Origin of the sequence: Dyella nitratireducens (genome assembly GCF_014642835.1) — a bacterium.
In the GTDB taxonomy this organism is placed as follows: Bacteria; Pseudomonadota; Gammaproteobacteria; order Xanthomonadales; family Rhodanobacteraceae; genus Dyella_B; species Dyella_B nitratireducens.
The window spans coordinates 154,535-174,485 of record NZ_BMJA01000004.1; the positions used below are offsets into that span (position 1 = coordinate 154,535).

The 19,951-nt window shown below is 60.2% G+C and carries 18 protein-coding genes; 10 read left to right on the forward strand and 8 right to left on the reverse strand.

The window, feature by feature from the left end; translation table 11 throughout:
* The 3 genes from IEX75_RS24255 to IEX75_RS19510 all read left to right on the forward strand — a co-directional run.
* The coding region (locus IEX75_RS24255) for a hypothetical protein (protein WP_229720976.1) at positions 1–197 on the forward strand (197 nt) is incomplete at its 5' end.
* A gap of 69 nt (positions 198–266) precedes the next feature.
* Positions 267–1,406 carry an OmpA family protein gene (locus IEX75_RS19505; protein ID WP_188796889.1) on the forward strand — a complete coding sequence of 380 codons (1,140 nt, stop codon included), beginning with the start codon at positions 267–269 and terminating at the stop codon, positions 1,404–1,406.
* A gap of 66 nt (positions 1,407–1,472) precedes the next feature.
* Entirely contained in the window at positions 1,473–2,336 is an 864-nt protein-coding gene (locus tag IEX75_RS19510) for a pseudouridine synthase (RefSeq protein ID WP_188796891.1), read from the forward strand.
* Here IEX75_RS19510 and IEX75_RS19515 read toward each other — a convergent pair.
* On the reverse strand, positions 2,251–3,126 hold the full coding sequence (locus IEX75_RS19515) for a LysR family transcriptional regulator (RefSeq protein ID WP_188796893.1): 876 nt from the start codon (positions 3,124–3,126) through the stop codon (positions 2,251–2,253). The two genes, IEX75_RS19510 and IEX75_RS19515, sit on opposite strands and share 86 nt — an antisense overlap.
* 126 nt (positions 3,127–3,252) lie before the next feature.
* Here IEX75_RS19515 and IEX75_RS19520 point away from each other — a divergent pair, with 126 nt between their 5' ends.
* Positions 3,253–3,978, forward strand: coding sequence for a hypothetical protein (locus tag IEX75_RS19520; protein WP_188796895.1), 726 nt, complete (start codon positions 3,253–3,255; stop codon positions 3,976–3,978).
* Between the two features lie 82 nt (positions 3,979–4,060).
* Here IEX75_RS19520 and kbl read toward each other — a convergent pair whose 3' ends face one another.
* The 7 genes from kbl to IEX75_RS19555 form a co-directional block, all read right to left on the reverse strand.
* A complete protein-coding gene (gene kbl, locus IEX75_RS19525; RefSeq protein WP_188796897.1) occupies positions 4,061–5,257 on the reverse strand; it encodes a glycine C-acetyltransferase in 1,197 nt (398 codons plus the stop codon).
* Positions 5,258–5,491: 234 nt separating this feature from the next.
* Positions 5,492–7,294 carry a tetratricopeptide repeat-containing diguanylate cyclase gene (locus IEX75_RS19530; protein WP_188796899.1) on the reverse strand — a complete coding sequence of 601 codons (1,803 nt, stop codon included), beginning with the start codon at positions 7,292–7,294 and terminating at the stop codon, positions 5,492–5,494.
* A gap of 16 nt (positions 7,295–7,310) precedes the next feature.
* Entirely contained in the window at positions 7,311–7,619 is a 309-nt protein-coding gene (locus IEX75_RS19535) for a hypothetical protein (RefSeq protein WP_188796901.1), read from the reverse strand.
* Between the two features lie 53 nt (positions 7,620–7,672).
* The gene (locus tag IEX75_RS19540) at positions 7,673–8,500 is read right to left on the reverse strand and encodes an SAM-dependent methyltransferase (RefSeq protein ID WP_188796903.1); all 828 of its coding nucleotides are present in this window, start codon (positions 8,498–8,500) and stop codon (positions 7,673–7,675) included.
* Positions 8,501–8,838: 338 nt separating this feature from the next.
* Entirely contained in the window at positions 8,839–12,501 is a 3,663-nt protein-coding gene (locus IEX75_RS19545; protein ID WP_188796905.1) for a DUF748 domain-containing protein, read from the reverse strand.
* Positions 12,502–12,728: 227 nt separating this feature from the next.
* Complete coding sequence (gene tdh, locus IEX75_RS19550) at positions 12,729–13,763, reverse strand: L-threonine 3-dehydrogenase (protein WP_188796907.1); 1,035 nt, start codon at positions 13,761–13,763, stop codon at positions 12,729–12,731.
* 105 nt (positions 13,764–13,868) lie between these two features.
* A complete protein-coding gene (locus IEX75_RS19555; RefSeq protein WP_188796909.1) occupies positions 13,869–14,594 on the reverse strand; it encodes a hypothetical protein in 726 nt (241 codons plus the stop codon).
* Between the two features lie 118 nt (positions 14,595–14,712).
* Between IEX75_RS19555 and miaA the strand changes: the two genes are divergently transcribed.
* The 6 genes from miaA (at position 14,713) to IEX75_RS19585 (ending at position 19,898) form a co-directional block, all read left to right on the forward strand.
* Positions 14,713–15,660 carry a tRNA (adenosine(37)-N6)-dimethylallyltransferase MiaA gene (gene miaA, locus IEX75_RS19560; protein WP_188796910.1) on the forward strand — a complete coding sequence of 316 codons (948 nt, stop codon included), beginning with the start codon at positions 14,713–14,715 and terminating at the stop codon, positions 15,658–15,660.
* A gap of 165 nt (positions 15,661–15,825) precedes the next feature.
* The gene (hfq, locus tag IEX75_RS19565) at positions 15,826–16,107 is read left to right on the forward strand and encodes an RNA chaperone Hfq (protein WP_188796912.1); all 282 of its coding nucleotides are present in this window, start codon (positions 15,826–15,828) and stop codon (positions 16,105–16,107) included.
* Positions 16,108–16,113: 6 nt separating this feature from the next.
* Positions 16,114–17,424, forward strand: coding sequence for a ribosome rescue GTPase HflX (hflX, locus tag IEX75_RS19570; protein ID WP_188797173.1), 1,311 nt, complete (start codon positions 16,114–16,116; stop codon positions 17,422–17,424).
* 301 nt (positions 17,425–17,725) lie between these two features.
* Positions 17,726–18,832, forward strand: coding sequence for an FtsH protease activity modulator HflK (hflK, locus tag IEX75_RS19575; protein ID WP_188796914.1), 1,107 nt, complete (start codon positions 17,726–17,728; stop codon positions 18,830–18,832).
* A complete protein-coding gene (gene hflC, locus IEX75_RS19580; protein WP_188796916.1) occupies positions 18,829–19,704 on the forward strand; it encodes a protease modulator HflC in 876 nt (291 codons plus the stop codon). The genes hflK and hflC overlap by 4 nt, the downstream gene beginning before the upstream one ends.
* Before the next feature lie 8 nt (positions 19,705–19,712).
* Positions 19,713–19,898: a DUF2065 domain-containing protein gene (locus IEX75_RS19585; protein WP_188796917.1), complete on the forward strand. Its 186-nt coding sequence runs from the start codon at positions 19,713–19,715 to the stop codon at positions 19,896–19,898.
* The last annotated feature ends 53 nt before the right edge of the window (positions 19,899–19,951 follow it).

Sequence of the window (19,951 nt, forward strand, 5' to 3'; positions counted from 1 at the left end):
TCTTATGGCTGGGAAAAGTAAATAACTGTATCCATACGGTATTTAACGCACGCGAATTAGCTGAACAAAGCTTCACCGATGCCGGATGCTCCGTGAAAGTCCGGCGTGTGAATGCCTTAACGGTTTTGCTACACTCTGCCGCGCTTGCTGTTAGGGACACCAAGCAAGGTAGCGAATCGAGTCCCCCGCATACCTAAAAAGTTCTGCCGCGCGATTTCCGTCTGGGGTGGAATGGACGCGAACACCAATAAACGAGGAGACACCTGATGAAACGTAAGGGCCTGTATTTTTTGATCGCTCTTGCCCTGGGCGGCGTAGGTGCCGTTCACGCGCAGGACAACACGGCTGCAAGCAGCAGCACGGCGAGCAGCACCGCGCCGGCGTGGCCGAATGGTTTTGACGACCGTTGGTACGTTGCCCCGACCGTGGGCGGTTACTACAACGATACCGACCGCAACACGCGCAGCCGCCAGATTTACTACGGGCTGTCGGTAGGTAAGTTCATCAGCTCGAACGTTGCGGTTGAACTGTTCGTGGATCGCACCAAGCGCAAGGCGGACACGGCGGTGTTTGGTCAGGGCAACACCTGGTCGAACAACAACTACGGCGTGTCGGCGCGTTACTTCTTTGGTGATGCCAACTCCTGGCGTCCGTACTTGGAAGGTGGCGTGATGGGCAGCTACCACCACAACCCGCTGAATCGCGACTGGGCACCGGCCGCGGAAGCTGGCGTGGGTATTTCGAAGGCGATCACCGACAGTGCTGACTTCCGCGTGGAAGCCAAGTACCGCTATGACTGGGACGACAAGACCCAGCCGGCGAAGAATGGTTATGGCGACTGGCTGCTGGGCTTCAGCATCGTGGCGAAGATCGGTGCCGTGCCGGCCCCGGCCGCCCCGGTTGCACCGCCCCCGCCGCCGCAGCCGGACTGCTCCAAGCAGTTCCGCAATGGCGTGAACCTGTGCGACAACAAGTGCCCGGACCTGCCGGAAGGCACGATCGTGGGCCCGGATGGCTGCCCGCAGAAGGTGGTGATCGACCTGAAGGGCGTGAACTTCAAGTTCGACCGTCCGAAGAAGGGCGAGAGCAACATCGAGCCGACGCTGGCGGTGCCGGCAAGCGACTCGCTGGCGATCCTGGATCAGGCGGTGGATACGTTGAAGCGCTACCCGCAGGTGAAGGTGATGGTGGCCGGTTACACGGACGGCGTGGGCAAGCCGGCGTACAACCAGTCGCTGTCGGAGCGTCGTGCGCAGATCGTGTACGACTACCTGACCGCGCACGGTATCGATCCGAGCCGTCTGGAAGGCCCGGTCGGTCACGGCATGAACGATCCGATCGACACCAACAAGACGGATGCTGGCCGCGCTCGCAACCGTCGTACGGAACTGCAGGTTCAGCAGTAATCGAACCCTTGCAAGCAGTATGGAAAAGCCCGGCATTCGCCGGGCTTTTCTTTTATCGTCGATGCCATGACCACCTCTCGCCCACGCCAATCCACGGCAACGCCAGCAACCCCGCGCTACGGACTCGCGCGCGTGCTCAGCAAGCTGGGCGTGTGCTCGCGTAGCCAGGCCGAAAAGGCCGTGCGCGAGGGCAGGGTGACTGTGGACGGGCGCATCGTGCGCGATCCGGAACGCGCCACCGAGGCCGAACGCGAGCGCATATGCCTGGATGGCGAGGTCGTTGCTACCGCCCAGCGTATCTACATTGCCCTCAATAAACCACGCGGCATCGTGGTGAGTGCTGCCGATGAGCGCGGGCGCGACACGGTGTATGGATTGCTGGCAGATGCAGGCTTGCCGTGGCTGGGGCCGGTCGGCCGGCTCGACAAGGCGAGCGAGGGCTTGCTATTGCTTAGCAACGACAGCGTATGGGCGGCAAGACTCACTGATCCGCTTCACCACGTGGACAAAACCTACCACGTGCAGATCGATACCATTCCCAATCCATCCGTGCTCGATCGCATGCTGCGTGGTGTCGACGACAACGGTGAACAGCTGACGGCCAAGCGCGTGACGCTGTTGCGCACGGGCGAAAAGAACGCCTGGCTCGAAGTCGTCCTCGACGAAGGGCGCAACCGGCACATCCGGCGCTTGCTTGCTACTCAAGACATCGGTGTACTGCGATTGATTCGTGTGGCTATCGGCAGCCTTGCGCTGGGCGATCTCGCCAAAGGGCAATGGCGTCATCTGAAGGCAGAAGAGGTTGCAAGCCTCTCAGGCCCATCTGGCCATGATCGAGCTGTCGCTAAAACATTGCGCGCGTCCGCACCGCCTCCAAAACCCGCTCGATCGCGGCGTGATGGCGGGCTGGATCCAACACGGCGTAGATAGTATTGCGGCATCGGGTTTCCGGCTTGCGCAAAGCCACCACTTCGCCGCGAGCCTCATGCTCTGCAATGCAAGCTGTCGGTACGATCGATATGCCGCGACCTGCTGCCACCCAATCCAGCACTTCCTCCAGTTCCTCGAAATGCGTGACCGTGTTGAGGCGGGTCATGTTCATGCCTAGCACCTGGGTAAACCAGGTAGCGAAAACGTAGTCGCTTTCGTCATAGGTGACATAACGGGCATCACGCAGCGACTGTGCATCAAGCGCAAGTGGTTGCACCAAATGCGCCGAAGCGATCAGCACGATTTCTTCCACACCCACTGGCGTGTGGCTGAGCCGGTCGTGCGTATCCATGCGATGCACGAAGCCCAGATCGCAGACCCCCGATTCCACCTGACGAATAATGTCCTCGGCCGTCGGATAACGCATGCGAATAGGAACGTCGGCCAATGGACCATCACGAAACAGCGGCAGCAATTGATAACGCCCGAAGCCGCTGACGGCTGAAATACGCAACGGCACAATTGGTGATGCAGCATGGATGTCCTGGTGCAGCTTTTCCCAATCGCGCCCCATCTCACGGCAGAACGCCAGCAGGCGCTCACCCGCGGCATTCGGTATCAGTCGCCCGCTTCCACGCTGAAACACTGGCATGCCGAGCGCTTCTTCCAGCTTGCGCAATTGATAGCTCAAGGCCTGCTCGGTGCGATGAAGCACACCGGCCGCAGCGCGCACGCTGCCCGCTTCGCAGACGGCTCGAAAGGTATGCAGGTAACGCATTTCCACGTTCATGGCTGCGCCCGTAAAGGTTGGCCTGAAAAATTTTTTGTGTGTCAGGCCAAAAAGATTCGCATGGTTTTGCGAGCTGGGGCAAGCCTAGTATGGCGCGGTTTTACATATCTTCCCCGCGAGGATTCCATGATGTATCGCTCACTGCTCGCCGCGCTAGCTTTGTTGCTGATCTCGCCCGTCAAAGCTCAGCAAGGTTCCGCCGCACACTTTTTCGTTTACCAAGTGAATCCCGGCGCGCAAGCCAAGTTCGAAGACGGTTATCGCCATCACCTGAGCTGGCATCGCAGCCATCACGATCCCTTGGTCTGGTACGGCTGGACGGTTTCGGACGGCAAGCGCGATGGCTATTTCATCGACGCAAATGTCGGCGAGCCTTTCGCTGCATTCGATCATCGTGTCGATGTCGAGCAAGATGGTGCGGATTTCAGGACCAGCGTGACGCCTTATGTCACGCCCCAAGCGCAACTCGTCTATGAACTGTTGCCCCAACTCAGCTACGGCACGCCGCTGGAAAACCGCAAACCCAGCGCTACGGTGCAAGTCACTTATTTCGATCTTCGTCCTGGCACAGAAGCGCGCTTTGAACGTGCCTTGCAAACAGCGCGGCGCGTGCTTGCCGCAACGCCCAGCGCGCCGCCGCATACCTGGTATCGATTGGTAACCGGTGGCGACAAGCCGCAATACATGCTGATGGTGGCGCGTGCGAATGGGGCGAGTTACGACACCTTCCGCAAAGACATAACCGATTTGCTGGCCAGTGATCAGAATGCTCTGCGTGACTTCACGGATGCGGTGCGTTCAAGCACGACAGAAAGCTGGGAATATCATGCTGATCTTAGCAACTTGCCATAGCAGATGATGTTACATGGCCATCATTCCTGCTTTCGCGGGAATGACGGCCATGAGGATTACAAGCTAGAACGCGATAGCAACGTCAACCAATCACACCCAGCGACCGTCCCACCTTGGTAAACGCCGCAATTGCCCGATCCAGATGCGCACGCGTATGCGCCGCACTCATCTGCGTGCGAATACGCGCCTGCCCCTGCGGCACCACCGGATAGAAGAAGCCGGTGACATAGATACCTTCATCGAGCAGCGCCGCAGCCATCGCCTGCGCCTTCTTGGCGTCATACACCATCACCGGCACGATGGGATGCACACCTGGCTTGATGTCAAAACCCGCTTTCGTCATCTGCTCGCGGAAGTAACGCGTGTTCTCCTGCACGCGCTCGCGCAGATCACCGGCCGAACCCAGCATATCGAAGACTTTGATCGCGGCAGCAACTACATGCGGCGGCAGCGAGTTGGAGAACAGATAAGGGCGTGAACGCTGGCGCAGCATCTCGATGATCTCGCCGTGCCCCGTGGTAAAGCCGCCCAGCGCGCCACCCAAGGCCTTCCCCAGCGTACCGGTGAAGATATCGATCTTGTCCAGCACACCATGTACTTCGGCCGAGCCGCGGCCATGCGGCCCAAGGAAACCGGTGCAATGGCATTCGTCGATATGCACCAGTGCGCTGTACTTGGCCGCCAGCTCAGTGATCTTGTCCAGCGGCGCGATAAAGCCATCCATCGAAAACGCACCATCGCTCGTAATCAGCTTGGTGCGCGCGCCAGCCGCATCGGCAGCCTGCAACTGCTTTTCCAGATCAGCCATGTCGGAGTTGGCATAACGGAAACGCTTGGCCTTGCACAGCCGGATACCGTCGATGATGGAAGCGTGATTGAGCGCGTCGGAAATGATCGCGTCTTCTTCACCCAGCAGCGGCTCGTACAGGCCGCCGTTCGCATCGAAGCAGGCGGCATACAGAATCGTGTCTTCGGTCCCGAAGAAATCGGCGATCTTCTTTTCCAGTTCCTTGTGCAGATCCTGCGTGCCACAGATAAAGCGCACCGAAGCCATGCCGAAGCCGTGCGTATCCAAGGCTTCCTTGGCGGCCTGGATCACCTCGGGGTGGTCGGCCAGCCCCAGGTAGTTGTTGGCGCAGAAGTTCAGCACCTTGCGGCCATCCTCCAGCTCGATCTCGGCGGACTGGGGCGAGGTGATCACGCGTTCGGCCTTGAACAGGCCTTGTTCGCGGATGGATTGCAGTTCCTGGGCGTAGCGGGTCTGGCCGGGGTAGCTCATGGTCGGGAGATTCGGGTGGTGGGAAAGCGATATTGTGATCCGAGGCGGGCGTTGGGGAAACCGGGAGGGCTTAATGGCTTTGGATGTGCTTGTTTTTTTGGAGCCGCTATCCGGTGCGATAAGGTGCATCAGTTGCCATGAAGGCGCGTGTTCCTTCTACGAAGCCCAGACATTTGCGGCACTGAAATGGTGTCGTGGCAAGACCGACTTTTTTGAGGCGAGCGGTGCTCCAGCCTACGATTGCCCAACATTTCCCGCATGGAAAGCCGTGGCCAAATCGCCATGCTCTGCATAGGCAATGACACGATTGCGCCCGATGTGCTTGGCCCTGTACAGCGCCGCATCGGCGTCCCGGCACAGTCGTTTCAATTCGTAGCCGGACGTCATGGTAGAAGCCAGTCCAATGCTGGCGGAGAACGTCACGACATGCCCGTCTATGTCGAGCGGCGTCGTTTCAATCATCGTGCGAATGCGATCGGCTATGACCGCGCCGTGTCCCGGCGGGCAATCCAGCAGCAGAATACCGAATTCCTCACCACCAAGACGGCCGAACAAGTCGTTGGCGCGCAATGCCTGCCTGCAGATGGAAACCGTGTGTTTCAACACGGCATCGCCGATGGCGTGACCGTGGGTATCGTTGATCTGCTTGAAGTAGTCCAGGTCGATGAATACCAGGCAGCCATCGCCCTGTCTTCGTGCCAGCAGATTCATGGCGCGCTGTGCTTCGCTGATGAAGTGCTGGTGGTTGAAGATACCGGTAAGCCCATCGAGACGAGCCTGCTGTTGAAAGTGAAGTTGTGAACGTTTGGTGCGAAGCAGCCAGAAGATGACGGATGCCAGCAGCATCAGCAGCAGCACGATATAAAGTCGGCCGGTTTCGATCGTCTTGGCAGCGAGCGTTTGCTGCAATCGAAGGATGTTGTTTTGCTTGCTCAGCTTTTCCGTTTCGAGCTTTTGCGCAAGCATGTGTTGCTGGGCCACATCATAAGCCAGCGTCCTGGCACTGACATCGTTGAGATAACCGGCGTTCTGTTCGGCATATTGTTGATAGTAGTTTAGCGCTGCGGTCGCACGACCGTGTTTCTTCTCGATGAGATAAAGCACCTGGTAGGCATTACGCAATGACTCGTTCACGTCACCTGGTTCACTGATGGCCAAAACGGTGAGGGCGGCTTTGCGAGCGTTGTCGTCGTCGCCGAGTTTCCAGTAAGCGCGGGCAAGTTGTTCCCGGGCGTGCAGCATGGCCAAATGAAACCCGCTTGCACGAATGCTGGGCGCTATCGCGCTCAGCAAGGCGACGGTCTTGGCCGGCTGATTCTCATCCAAGTAAAGATCGCCTTTCACCAGTTCGATGATCTCTGTGAATAATGGCAACTTGGCAGCTTGGCAGGCCTCAAGCCCGCGCTGAATGTCTAGACTGGACGATGTCAGCTTGTGGCTGGCTTGAAGCGCGGCGAGCAGTTGAGCCCATGGCTGGCATGGAGTCTCTCCTGGCGGAAGTGCCTGCGCCATGTCCCGCGCGTACGTGGCCGCCAGGTCGTATTGTCCGGCTGACCTCAGCAATTGTGAGGCATAGGACAGCACCATATACCGCGCCAGGTTGTCCCGGGTGTTCGGGAGATTGGCCACTAGTTGATTGGCCAACTCGAAGGCTGGTTCGTAGCGTCTACTGTTACGCATATCGTCCATGAGGACGGCGGACGCCTTGGTCACCAGAACTGGATCGGCGGAATGCTTGATGACATCCTGAAGCGCAGGGTCTGCATTGCCATAGTCACCCTGGAACGAGTCCTGCCACGCATCGAGATAACGCAATTGCCAGCGTTCATGCGTAGACATGCTGGACGTTTGTAGGTGGAGCACGCCTAGCAGGTGCAGAAATTGCGGGTGATCGGAGGTGCGTAAGTTTTCAGTCTGCTCAAGCAACGCCGTCACGTTGGACGTTAATGTGGTGGCATGGGCGGACAGAAAAAAAGCGCAGCCGACCATGGTCGCCAGAACAGACCATGGCCGATTGCGGTTTTGCCACCGCGTCATGTCGGCGGCACCTATATCAGGGTGACTTTGGTTCGCCCTGACCGGGTTCATCCTCGTGATGACCTGGCTCTTTTTCTTTCTCTGGCTCATCCGGACGAAACGGATGATGGGGAGGACGCGGGTGCGTGTGTGAATCGTTCTCGCCGCGCATGTCTTTGTGACCGAGTTCGGCAGACAGTAGTGCGCCGTCTCCGTGTATCACGGCAGCTTTCAAAGCATCTGAAGCGTCAGCTTGTTCCAGCGTATGTGCGAGCTCCTCAGCCATTGCGTGACGCAGCTTGGCGTTTTTGCCGATGATTTCCAGCCATTCAATCGTGTCTGCCATGTGTTTCCCCTTTTCCCTGTGATGTGAGTGTTGCCTTGAAGCGTTTGTTTACCTCATGCGAAGCCAGTCGCTTTGTCCAGCTCAGCCAATCGTTCGCGCATGGTGAGGTCCAGTTTCAGTACGGTCGCAGGCGGCAGGACCAACGTTTCTTGTGAGGTGAATGTGGCATCGGGCAAATCGCGCAGCGCCATGCGTCTGATGCGTGGTTTTTCGATCGGCAGTGTTGCTCCGTGATAAAGAATCACTTCATGATCGAGTGGATAATCCTTGCTCAGCTTCTCCACCAGCACTTGCCGATAGGCCGGTCCGGTGTGGAAACGTGTCAGCGACCAATCGCCAACCAGTGCCACCTGCCATAGCACCAAATAGCCGGCAGGGTTGATGCGATGTTCGTAGAACAGCAGTTGGCTTGCTTCGAAATGCTGACAACCGAAGCGACCGGGATCGATGCCCAGATCGGCGTAGAGGCAATCCTCAGCGGAAATACCCGGTTCCATATGCGCCTGAAACCCTTCCGCACGAGCGACCTCGATGGCGTTGTGCGGGGACCAGGCGAAGATACCGGGATGACCGTAGAACACGGCGCAAACACGTTTACCTGCGCGTACCTCGACCATCATCAGGTCTACCCATTCCTGGTATGTCTTTGACCGTGGTTTGCCCTCGGCGTAGTAAGGTTGCAGGCTGCGTACATCCGGATTCATGCGTTGCAGCCACATTTCCACGATGTGATCGGAAAGCGCTGCGAACACCACATCCGCCTGTTCGATATGGTCGCGTGCCAATGGCGTGAGGTGGGAGCCCAGGGTCATGCCCATGCCGACGCATGCGAGGCTGCCGCGGGTGGTGTCGTTCGATGATGCGAGAGACGCTGCACTCATTGCGGGACCTTCCTTAGTAACGTGATGGCCGGGCTTGAGGTGCGCCCGGAAACGGGTCAACAGCACTGACAAAGCAAGGGGCGTGCCTTTTGTTGCGGCAAACGTTTACGAAGGCTGATGCGGCAAATCCGCGGTAACTATGGAAGGTTGGCTAGGTTGCAGCTTGCGGGTGGTGTGACAAGCAAGGTCCACTTCTGACCCCTGTGACCAGGCTTGCCGTGTGACGGGGTGTGAAAAAATCCTATGGCCGCCAGACCAGCTTTCGCGGTAGCGAGGCTCTTCATACGGAGAACTTCTATTCTGGCGGATGCCGTGCAAGGGCGATGGCTGGCATACGACTACATATGCAACCCAAAGTCATCACGCGTCGTCTTGCCTTTATCGTCGATTCCCTTCGCATCGAGCTTCGGTGCCAGCACAAAAACGCGATTGTCGGCGATCTTGCCATGTAGATACTGGCGGGCTGCATCAGCACGACGCTCAGCCAGATGACGGAGCGCATCCTGGTCGACAGTGACGTTGGCTTCCATCATCTTGATCATTTCGTCGGGTGGCTGTGATTTGGTCAGGCCGACCAGATCGCGCGGCTTCTTGAACTTGGCGTGCTTGTACGCCTTGGTCAGGTATTTGTTGTAGTCGTCGGTGCCGGGTTTTACCGGCGCGGCTTTGGCAGCGGCGGTGCCGATGTCGTCGGCTTCCTCTTTTTGCACCATGTCGTCGACCGTGACCGAGCGAAGACCTTGTTCGTCGACGCTGGGGTCGATGCGACCGGTGATATCGAGCTTGAGGTCGGTTTTCTTGTTGAGTACGTCCACCACGTGCGCGAGCTTGTCCTGCGATGGCACATCGAGCACGGCCGAGCCCGGTGCGAACTCCACGTAGCCGAGATCCTGGCCGCCACTACCGCCACCGCCGATCGAGCCGAGCAACCGGAAGGGTGACGTTACCGCGCGCTTGAGCAGATTCACGAAGGCCTGCCAGATAACCCCACCGAGGCTGAACTGCGGATCGTTGAGCGAACCGGAGACCGGTACGTGAATATCGATATTGCCGTTGGAATCTTTCAACAGCGCCACCGCAAGTTTCACCGGCAAATGGCTGATGCCAGGGCCTTCGATGCGATCGCCGAAAGTGAGCTGGTTGAGCACAATGTGGTTGTCGGCATTCAACTTGTTCTGGTCGAGTTGATAATGCACATCCATCGTGAGCCGGCCCTTGGTGATCGGGTAGCCCGCGTATTTGCCGGAGTAGGGCGTTAGATGTGTGAGTTCCACATCGTTCGCCGTGGCCTTGATATCCAGAAACGCCATCGGCGTGAGCGGATTGATGGAACCTTGGATGTTCACCGGCGAGTTGTCATCCAGTTCGCCCTGCAGCGTGACATCGGCGGGATTGTTGCTGGTATCTGTGCCGAACGCACCGATCTTGCCCGCGAGCTGGGTGATGTTGGCGGTGTAGTTCGGCTTGATGAAATTGTCGGTGTAGTTGAGATTGCCGTTGGCCAGCGTGATCTGGCCGATATGAATATCCGCAGGTGGCGCTGCTGTCGTGGCTGCCGTGGCGAGTGTGGCGTTGCCAGTTGTGCCAGCGCTTGGCGCGGGTGGGGGTTCCTTCGGTGGGGGGGGCGGTGCGCTGGCGGCGGGAGCAGGGCCGTTCTGCTCACGCGTAACGGACACGGGAGCCTGCGCTGGATTGGAAACCACGTCCTGCAGATTGATGCGGCCGTTGGCGTTGATGATCACGCGCGCATAGAAATCGTCCAGCGCCAAACCGCCTATCACCACCTTCGGTGCGCCTTCACCCATCTGCACCTTCATGCCATTGGCAGCTAGCGTATTCCAGCGCAGGAAATCATCGCCGGTGACTTTGTCCTGCACGTGTACACGATTGATGACCACACGTCCTTGATAGGCCATCAGCGGCGTCGGTTTGCGATCGCGATAGCGAATGCTTCCCTTCGCGCTGAGCAGCGCGCTATCGATGTTGACGTTCAACGGTACCTGCACCAGCGATGCGAACGGTGCGATATTCAGCTTCGTCGCGTCGACACGCAAATCGGCATCGGCCGGCTCGGGCTTGACGTTACCATCCACCTTGAACTTGCCATGGCCGATGCCACCGCTGAGATCCAGCTTGATTGGCTTGTGCATGTCATCCGAAAGATTATCGAAGCCGAACTTGTCGGCATCGACTTCGATGCGTCCGTTCTTGGCGGGGACGCTCGGATCGGTCAGCGCCAACGTGCTGCCGTCGATAAGCAGATGCGCAATGCTCCAATGCCAGGACGGCGACGCCGCTTGCTTGCCTTTCGCAGGTGGCGACGACTTCGTCAGCGTGGTGAGATCGATGCTGCCGTTCTTCAGCCGTTGCGCATCGATCTTCAAGCCGTGCAGCGTGATGTCACCAAGCTGCGCGGTGCTGCTGCCGAGGTCGAGATGGTTGATGCCGACCGCGAGCGACTGCCACGACACGGGTTTATGTTCGTGTCGCGCCAGTGCGAAGTCGTTCACGGCGAGCTTGCTGCCGTCCATCGTCAAGGCGAGCGTCTTGCTCCAATCCACTTTCTGGTGCGTGTCGCCGTCCAGCGTGCCGCTCGCAATGTCCGCGTTGAGCGCTGGACCAAATGCGGCCAGCGGCTGCAGCCCGACGTGGTTGGCGCTGATCTGTCCCTCGAAACGGCTTGCGTGCATGAACAGATTGCCGGCGACATGCAGGCTGCCACCGGCAAGTCCTGAGGTCAGGTCGACGACGCCAGGTTGCGCGGAAACCGTAGAAAGTCCGCGGATCGTTCCCTGCATGTTTTCCAGTGGCAGATGCGCCGGCGTGGGGCCACTGAGATCACCATAGTCGAGCGTGCTGTTTTGCAGCGCGAGTGTGTCGATCTGTGCATCGGTCGGTGGCGTGCCAGGCTTCGGCGGTGGCGCGTTCTTGCCGAGCAGCGCGTCGAAGTTCGTGCTTCCATCATGCTGCTTGGTGTAGTGAAGCGCGGCGTGATCGAGCTGGATGGTGCTGAAGTGATAGCGCGACTCGAGTGGCTGCACGTCCTGGAGCGTGGCAGCACCATGCCCCAGTTCCAGCATGGGAGCATGATCGTGCGTGGTCATCGCGAAGTTGTCGAGCTGCAGCGTGCCTTGCAGCAGCAGTTGCGGCGTCGGCTGTGCTTGCACGAAGTGCACGTCCAGCGTGCCCGACAACAGGCCGCTCGGAATGTCGGCCGGCAGCGGCGTGGGCGAATAGGCCAGATATTTCGCCAGGTCGAGGTGATCCATGTTGAAGCTGATCACCGATTCGAGACTGCTTGCAAAGGGCTTGGTCTGGCCCTGGATGCGCAGTGCACTCCCGTCGACGCGCATTGCCAGCAACGGTTGCACGAAGACGTTCACGCCGTGCGGCAGGTTGGTGATGAATGGAACGCCCAGTTCGAGTTGATCCACACGATGCGTGGCGTTCTGCACCTTGTCATCGAAACTGATGTCGCCGTTGTGCACGCTGATGTTGTAAACCGCAAAATGCGTCGGCGGTGCGTTGGGATCGGAGGGTTTCGATGCGAAGCGCTGCAGGATATCGGTGAAGTTGAAGGTCTGCGGACCGGTGCGCGTGATGTGGATCTGAGGATGCTGAAGGGTCAGTTCGTCCAATACCGGTGCCAGGTGGAACACGGAGCTCCACGATGCGCTCACCACCAGCTGATCGAGATCGATGAAGGGTGCGGTGCCGTCATGATCGCCGATGTGCAGCTTGTCCACCGTCAGCCGCATGGTGTACGGATTCAGATGGATCGCGTCGATGCTAACCGGCCGCTGCAGTTGCGTCGTGAGCTGCTTTTGGAGCTGGCTCTTGATGATGCCGGGCGCAATGAAGAAGCCGAACAGACCAAACAGCAAGAGAAAGATCGCGATCACCAGTGCGGTGATGCGCATGCGACGGGAGCGATACAGGCCTATGGCGCGTTCGCGGCCAGCCTTCATCAAGGCGTCGGGTGACAGGTTCCGGTTTGCCATGCCGTCGATGCTCCTTACGTGACATCGCGGACCGACCGTGCCGGCGCTAATTAGCCGTGCACTATCCCCAGCCTAGAAACTCATGTCGGCACGCCGGGGAGGAGTGTAGCGTGCAGTGTAGGAATTGCGTAGAACTGTCGTAAGACTTTTCTGTTTGATTCAGCATCGTGGATGACCCACGAGGCCGTCATGCTCGCTTTCGCCAGCATGACGGCCCGGACGTGAACTTAGTGCCAGGAACAAACCACCTTGCCGCAGCTGCCGCTATCCATCAGGTCGAAACCCTTCTGGAAGTCGTCGATGTGAATCTGGTGAGTCAGCACCTTCTGCAGCGGGAAGCCGGTGAGCACCATCTGGGTCATCTTGTACCAGGTCTCGTACATGCGGCGGCCGTAGATGCCTTGCAAGGTAAGGCCCTTGAAGATCACCTTGTCCCAGTCGATGCCGGCGCCCTTGGGCAGGATGCCGAGCAGCGCGACTTTGCCGCCGTGGTACATGCAGTCGAGCATGTCGTTGAAGGCGCGCTGGTTGCCGCTCATTTCCAGACCCACATCGAAGCCTTCCATGTGCAGGTCTTTCATCACGTCTTTCAGCGATTGGTTGGCTACGTTCACCACGCGCGTCGCACCCATGTCGGCGGCGAGCTTGAGGCGGTAGTCATTCACGTCGGTCACCACGACGTTGCGTGCGCCGACGTGCTTGGCGATGCCGGCGGCGATGATGCCGATCGGGCCGGCGCCGGTGATCAGCACGTCTTCGCCCACCATGTCGAACTCCAGCGCGCAGTGCGCGGCGTTGCCGTAGGGATCGAAGAAGGCGGCCAGCTCGGAGGGAATCTGATCCGGAATGGGCCAGAGATTGGAGGCCGGCATGGTCATGTATTCGGCAAAGGCGCCGTTGCGGTTCACGCCAATGCCTACGGTGTTCGGGCACAGGTGCTGGCGGCCGGCGCGGCAGTTGCGACAGTGGCCGCACACGATATGGCCTTCGGCGGAAACACGGTCGCCGAGCTTGTAGCCGGTAACACCCGGGCCGATGTCGACGACACGGCCGACGAATTCATGGCCGATGGTGAGGCCGGGCTTGATGGTGCGCTGGGACCACTCGTCCCACTTATAGATATGCAGGTCGGTGCCGCAGATCGCGGTCTTCTCCAGTTTGATCAGCACCTCGTTCGGGCCGACTTCGGGCACCGGGACTTCTTCCATCCAGATGCCTTTTTCGGGCAGGCGCTTGACCAGGGCTTTCATCGTTTGCGGCATGGGGGACATCCACAGCAGGCAGGGAGGGAAAGACAAGGCCGCAATTATATCGGTGCATGCTGTAGGCGCTTTACTGCGCTGCGGCATGTGCTGGCCGCTGCTTGCCTAAAGATCCAGCCGGTCGTAGCTGCGTTTGAACGTGATGGGTTGTTGCAAGTCGTTCGGCCTCCAGGTTTCCGTCACGGTCAAATGATGGCCGTCTGGCGAACGCACCCAGGATTGATGGAGCAGCGTGCCATCATCGAACGTCATGGATACGTCCATGCCATCAGGCGTGAGCCGCGTCTGCACGCGTGCGCTGCTGTTGAGTGACTGCCGTTCCTCGCCATCGAAACGGGTATCAAGGCGGTCGGTGTTGTTGTAATCCACCTGCATGCCCTGGGTGTTCTGCTGCACGTTCAAGAACGAATCGTCTGCGAGCAGCGGTGGTGTTGGATCCTTCGGTGGCGCGCTGTTATGGCTGCTGGAGGAATCCTGCGAATTCTGATTGCCGTGCCGGCCACCTCCCATGTGCCCGCCACCCATGCCGCCGCCTCCCATACCGCCCATGCCTCGGCCGCCACCGCGTCCACCGAAACCGCCATTCGACGATGAAGCCGGTACACCGCTTGAGCTTGCCGAAGCAGGGCGCGAGGACGGTGCCTGCTCATGTTTCTTCTCTGCATGCAGGCGTTGCGTGATGGTTGCGGCGCTGTCGCTTTCCTTGTCGTTGAGCTGCCAGATGCCGCTGAAGTCAGGGCCCGACGCAGCGGTTTGCGCCGAGGCGCAGGTGGCGAAGAACCATCCGGTAGCGAGCAGCAGGCGCGATGAGCGGGCAAGGGAAAGCGACATGAGTGTTGTCTTGGCAGTGAGCTTCCAGGTTTCAACGCGTTGAGCGCGTTCGAGTGCACAGCTCCTGGGAAGCAAGAAATCGCGGTGCAACGCAAAGTCGAACCGCTAAACTGTCTGGATGCCTGTCGATCGCCGCCCGCTCGCCATATTCCTGATGGGCCCGACTGCGTCGGGCAAAACGGCACTTGCCTGTGCATTGAGTGAGCGTTTTCCGCTGGGGCTTATCAGCGTGGATTCGGCCCTGGTGTACCGCGGCCTGGATATCGGTGCAGCCAAGCCGGATGCCGCGACGCTCGCGCGCTACCCGCATGCCTTGATCGATATCCGCGATCCGGGCGAGCCGTATTCGGCTGCCGATTTCAGCGCGGACGCGCAGGTGGCCATGCAGCGCGTTGGCGAGGCCGGGCGCGTTCCTTTGTTGGTGGGGGGCACCGGTCTGTACTTCCGCGCGCTGCAGCGTGGTTTATCCAACCTGCCGGAGGCCGACGCGGAGGTGCGCGCACAACTGGCGGAAGAAGCTGCCGTCGTTGGTTGGGAAGGCATGCATCACAGGCTTGCCGGGCGCGACCCGCAAGCCGCTGCGCGCATCAAGCCCGGCGACGCGCAACGCATCCAGCGCGCACTGGAGGTGATCGTGCTCACCGGCCAACCGCTCAGCGCGCAGCAGCAAGGCGGGCGCGGCCAGCCGTTCCCATGGCGCGTGCTGAAGCTGGCACTGGTGCCGCAAGACCGTGCCCCATTGCATGCCCGCATCGCCCATCGTTTCGATGACATGCTGCGCCATGGTCTGCTCGACGAAGTGCGCGCGCTGCGCCGGCGTGGCGATCTGGCGCCCGATCTGCCGGCCGTCCGCGCGGTGGGTTATCGCCAGGCCTGGGAGCATCTGGATGGCCTTTATGACGCGGCCGAGCTGCGCAACCGGGGCATCTTCGCCACCCGCCAGCTGGCGAAGCGGCAGATCACCTGGCTGCGCAGCGAGCTTGACGCACGCATGCTGGACCCGGAGCGGACCGATCTGCTGGGACAGGCGATAGACGCCGTAGGGTTGTTTCTGGGTACGAAGTGAGAGTTAGTTGTAAAAAAGATGACGTCATTCCGTTATGTCTTTGTCATCACTTACAAAACTCTTTCATCCTCGATTTAAAAGCGGTTAACATTCAGAAACTCGGGTCGGGGCGCCGTTTGGCGTCGCTTTTTTTCCGGCCCATCCGTGGAGAGGGGGAGAACAAAAATGTCAAAAGGGCAGTCCTTGCAAGATCCATTTCTAAATGCATTGCGCCGTGAGCGCGTACCGGTCGCCATCTATCTGGTGAATGGCATTAAGCTGCAGGGCACGATCGAATCCTTCGATCAGTTCGTGGTGCTGTTGCGCAACCAGGTCAGCCAGATGGTCTACAAACATGCCATCTCCACCGTGGTGCCAAGCCGTAACGTGCGAGTGGGCAACGGCCACGAAGGTCACGAAGGCCACGAAGCCCACCTCGAGCACGCGTCGGTCGAAAGCGAAGGTTGATCCACTCTGTTCGATAGGCAGAAGAAAGGCGAACGGGCTGTACTCGTCCTTCCGCACTGGCGGGGGGAAGACGATGCGGCGGAGCGTGCGGAAGAGTTCGTTGAGCTGGTGAAGTCCGCGGGCGCGGAAGTGCTGGCCAGCATTCCCGCGCGCGTGGAAACGCCCAACCCACGCTATTACATCGGCACCGGCAAGGCCGACGAAGTGGCCGAGGCCGTGCGTGCGCTGGAAGCGGATGTGGTGCTGGTCGACCACCTGCTTTCTCCCGTGCAAGAGCGCAATCTGGAAAAGCTGCTCAACGTACGGGTGGTCGACCGTGCCGGCCTCATTCTCGACATCTTCGCCCAGCGCGCCCGTTCCCATGAAGGCAAACTGGAAGTGGAGTTGGCCCAGCTCAAGCACCTGGCCACCCGCCTGGTGCGTGGCTGGACCCACTTGGAGCGACAGCGCGGTGGTGCCATCGGCCTGCGTGGCCCCGGCGAAACACAGTTGGAAACCGACCGCCGCCTGCTCGGCGAGCGCGTCAAGATGCTCAGCAAGCGCCTTGAAAAAGTGCAGACCCAGCGCACCCAGCAGCGCCGCGCGCGTCTGCGCAACACGGTGCCGCGCGTGGCCCTGGTCGGCTACACCAACGCCGGCAAATCCACCCTGTTCAATGTGCTGACGCAGGGCGATGTGTATGCAGCGGACCAGCTGTTCGCCACGCTCGATCCCACCGTGCGCAAGCTCGAAGACTTGAGCTGTGGCCCAACCGTGCTGGCCGATACCGTGGGTTTCATCCGCGAATTGCCACATGACCTGGTCGCTGCCTTCCGCGGCACGCTGGCTGAGGCGCGCGACGCGGATCTGTTGTTGCACGTCAGCGACGCCTCGGATGAAGAGCGTGACCGCCTGCACCAAGTGGTCGATCAGGTGCTGGAGGAAATCGGCGCTGGCGACATGCCCCAGTTGCATGTGATGAACAAGATCGACCTCACCGGCGGCGAACCGCGCATCGTGCGCAATGCGGAAGGCGTACCGCAGCAAGTATGGCTGTCTGCGGCGACCGGCGTAGGCCTGGACTTGCTGCGCGAAGCGTTGGGCGAATGCCTGGGCGGCGAGCGCGTGCAGTCCGAATTGCGCTTGCCGCTGTCTGCAGGCCGGCTGCATGCGCGGTTGCGCGCAGCGGGCGCGATTGCGGAGGAAGCGGTGGACGAAGAAGGCTGGCGTCTGCGTATCGATGCGCCGCGTAGCGTGCTGGCGCCGCTCACGGGTGGGCAAGGGCAGGATGTGGAATTGTTGCGGGGGTTGTTGGGTAATCCCGACGCGGGCATGTGACCTGCGTAGGTTGGGGTGCAAACCCCAACATAGCGCGATCACAAGCATGGCGATGTTGGGGTTTGCACCCCAACCTACGAGCTGCGAGATACGCTGTATTGCTCGAGTCCAGCCCCTCACCCCAACCCCTCTCCCAGCGGAAGAGGGGCTTTGATCTGACTGTCTCTGCTAGAATGCGACCGTTTGTGCGCCACCTGAACCAGGTGCTTGCACGCCCACTATCCGTCACCATGTCCCATTCCGAACCCAGCGTTTTCCGGCCGTTGCTGCCGGCCTCCCAGCGGCCTCAAGGAGACTGACCATGGCCTGGAACGAACCCGGCAACGGGCAGCGCGATCCATGGAACAAGAACAACAAGCGCGGTGCCAGCGGCGGCAAGCCCGGCGTCGAGGCAGCGCTCAAGGATCTGTTCAAGCGCATCGGGCGGATGGGAGGGCCGGGCGGCATTCTCACCATCGTGGTGGCCATCCTGCTGGCCTGGTTGCTGCTGACCAGTTATGCGGTAGTGGGTACCGGGCAGGTGGGCGTGGTGCAGCGGTTCGGCGCCTATGTGCGCACCGTCGGCCCGGGTTTTCATCTGAAGCTACCGTCGCCGATCGAAACCGTGCAGCCGGTGGCAACTTCGCGTGTGCGCGCCATGTCGGACCAGATCCGCATGCTGACGCGTGACCAGGACATCGTCACGGTTGATTTCAACGTGCAATACCAGGTGACCGATCCGCAGAAATACCTGTTCAGCGCGCGCGATCCGGATGGCACGCTCAACGAAGCCGCACAGGCTGCCGTGCGGGCCGTCATCGGTGCGCAATCCATGGACGACATCCTCACCGGCCAGGGCGATGCCAATGCACCGGTACCGCACCTGGGTACCCTGCAGCAACAGGTACGCGATCAACTGCAGCACACACTCGATGCCTATGACTGCGGTCTGCAAGTGACCGACGTGAGTCTCCAAGCCATCACGCCGCCGCAGGAAGTCAAGGACGCCTTCGACGACGTCGTCGCCGCGCGCCAGGATCGCCAGGGGCTGATCGACCAGGCAAAGGCCAACACCAGCCAGGACATTCCCAACGCCAAGGGCGATGGCCGGCGCCTGGCGGCCGAAGCGGATGCCTACAAAGCCGAGCGCATGGCTCGCGCGCAGGGTGATGCCGAACGCTTCAACCTTATTCTCAAGGAATACCGCGCCGCGCCGGACGTCACCCGCCGCCGCCTGTGGCTGGAAACCATGGAAGACATCCTGCACGCCAGCAACAAGGTCATCGACGGTTCCGACGGCCGCAGCGTCATCAATATCGAAAACGATCGCGGCGAAGCGGCACCCGCCGCCAACCTGCCGGGCGTCGGCACGGTGGCGCCGTCCGGCAATGGGCTGGGCGAAGATGCCGACAAGGGGAAGCAGCCATGAAGACCACCGCTGCGATCATCATCGTTCTGCTCATCCTGCTGGGCTTCAACAGCTTCTATACGGTAGGCGAGGGCCAGCAGGTGCTGGTACTGCAGTTCGGCAAAATCCTCCGCACGGATCATCAGCCTGGCCTGCACGCCAAGGTGCCGCTGCTGCAGCAGACGCTGACGCTGGACGACCGCATCCTGTCCTACGACGGCGCGCCCCAGCGCTATGCCACGTCGGACAAGGAGAGCATCAACGTCAGCTATTACGTGAAGTGGCGCATCGCCAATGCGGCCGACTATTACCGCGCCAGCGGCGGTGATGAATTGCAGGCCGGTCAGCGCCTGAGCCCGATCATCAGCAATGCGATGCGCAGTGTCGTCAACGAGCACACCATGAATGAGCTTGTTGCAGGTGGCCAAGGCGATATCGCCGCGAGCACGCTGCAGCAAGCCAACGAACAGACACAGAAAACGCTGGGCGTGTCGGTGGTGGATGTGCGCATCACCAGCATCGAGTTTCCCGACGACGTCAAGGCGGCTGTTTACAAGCGTATGCAGACCGAGCGCCAGCAGCAGGCTGCCGCCATCCGCGCGGACGGCAAGCAGCAGGCCGAAGCGATCAAGGCCGAGACTCAGGCGCAGGCGCAGATCATCCGCGCCAATGCCGAAAGCGATGCCGACAAGGTGAAAGGCGAGGGCGACGCGCAAGCCGCGCAGATCTATGCGCAAGCCTATGCGCAGGATCCGGATTTCTTCGCCTTCTACCGCAGCCTGCAGGCGTACAAGAAAGCCTTTGGCGACGGCAAGGGCACCATCATCCTCAAGCCTGACTCCGAATTTCTGCGTTACTTCGGCAACCCGGCCGCCGTGCCGGCGCACCGGTGAGCATGGCCATGCCACGCGAATTCTACGCGGCGCTGTGCCTGGTGCTGGTGATCGAGGGCCTGGTGTTGTTCGCCGCGCCGAACGGCTGGCAGTCAGTCATGCGCGAAGCGTCCAAGATGGAGCCGCGCACCTTGCGGGTATGCGGCGCGATTGCCATCGGCATCGGCCTGCTTACGTTGCGGCTGGTGCATTGAACGAGTTTCACCACGCGGTCATCAGCGCGAGCTAAGTTTTTCATTTACCCGTT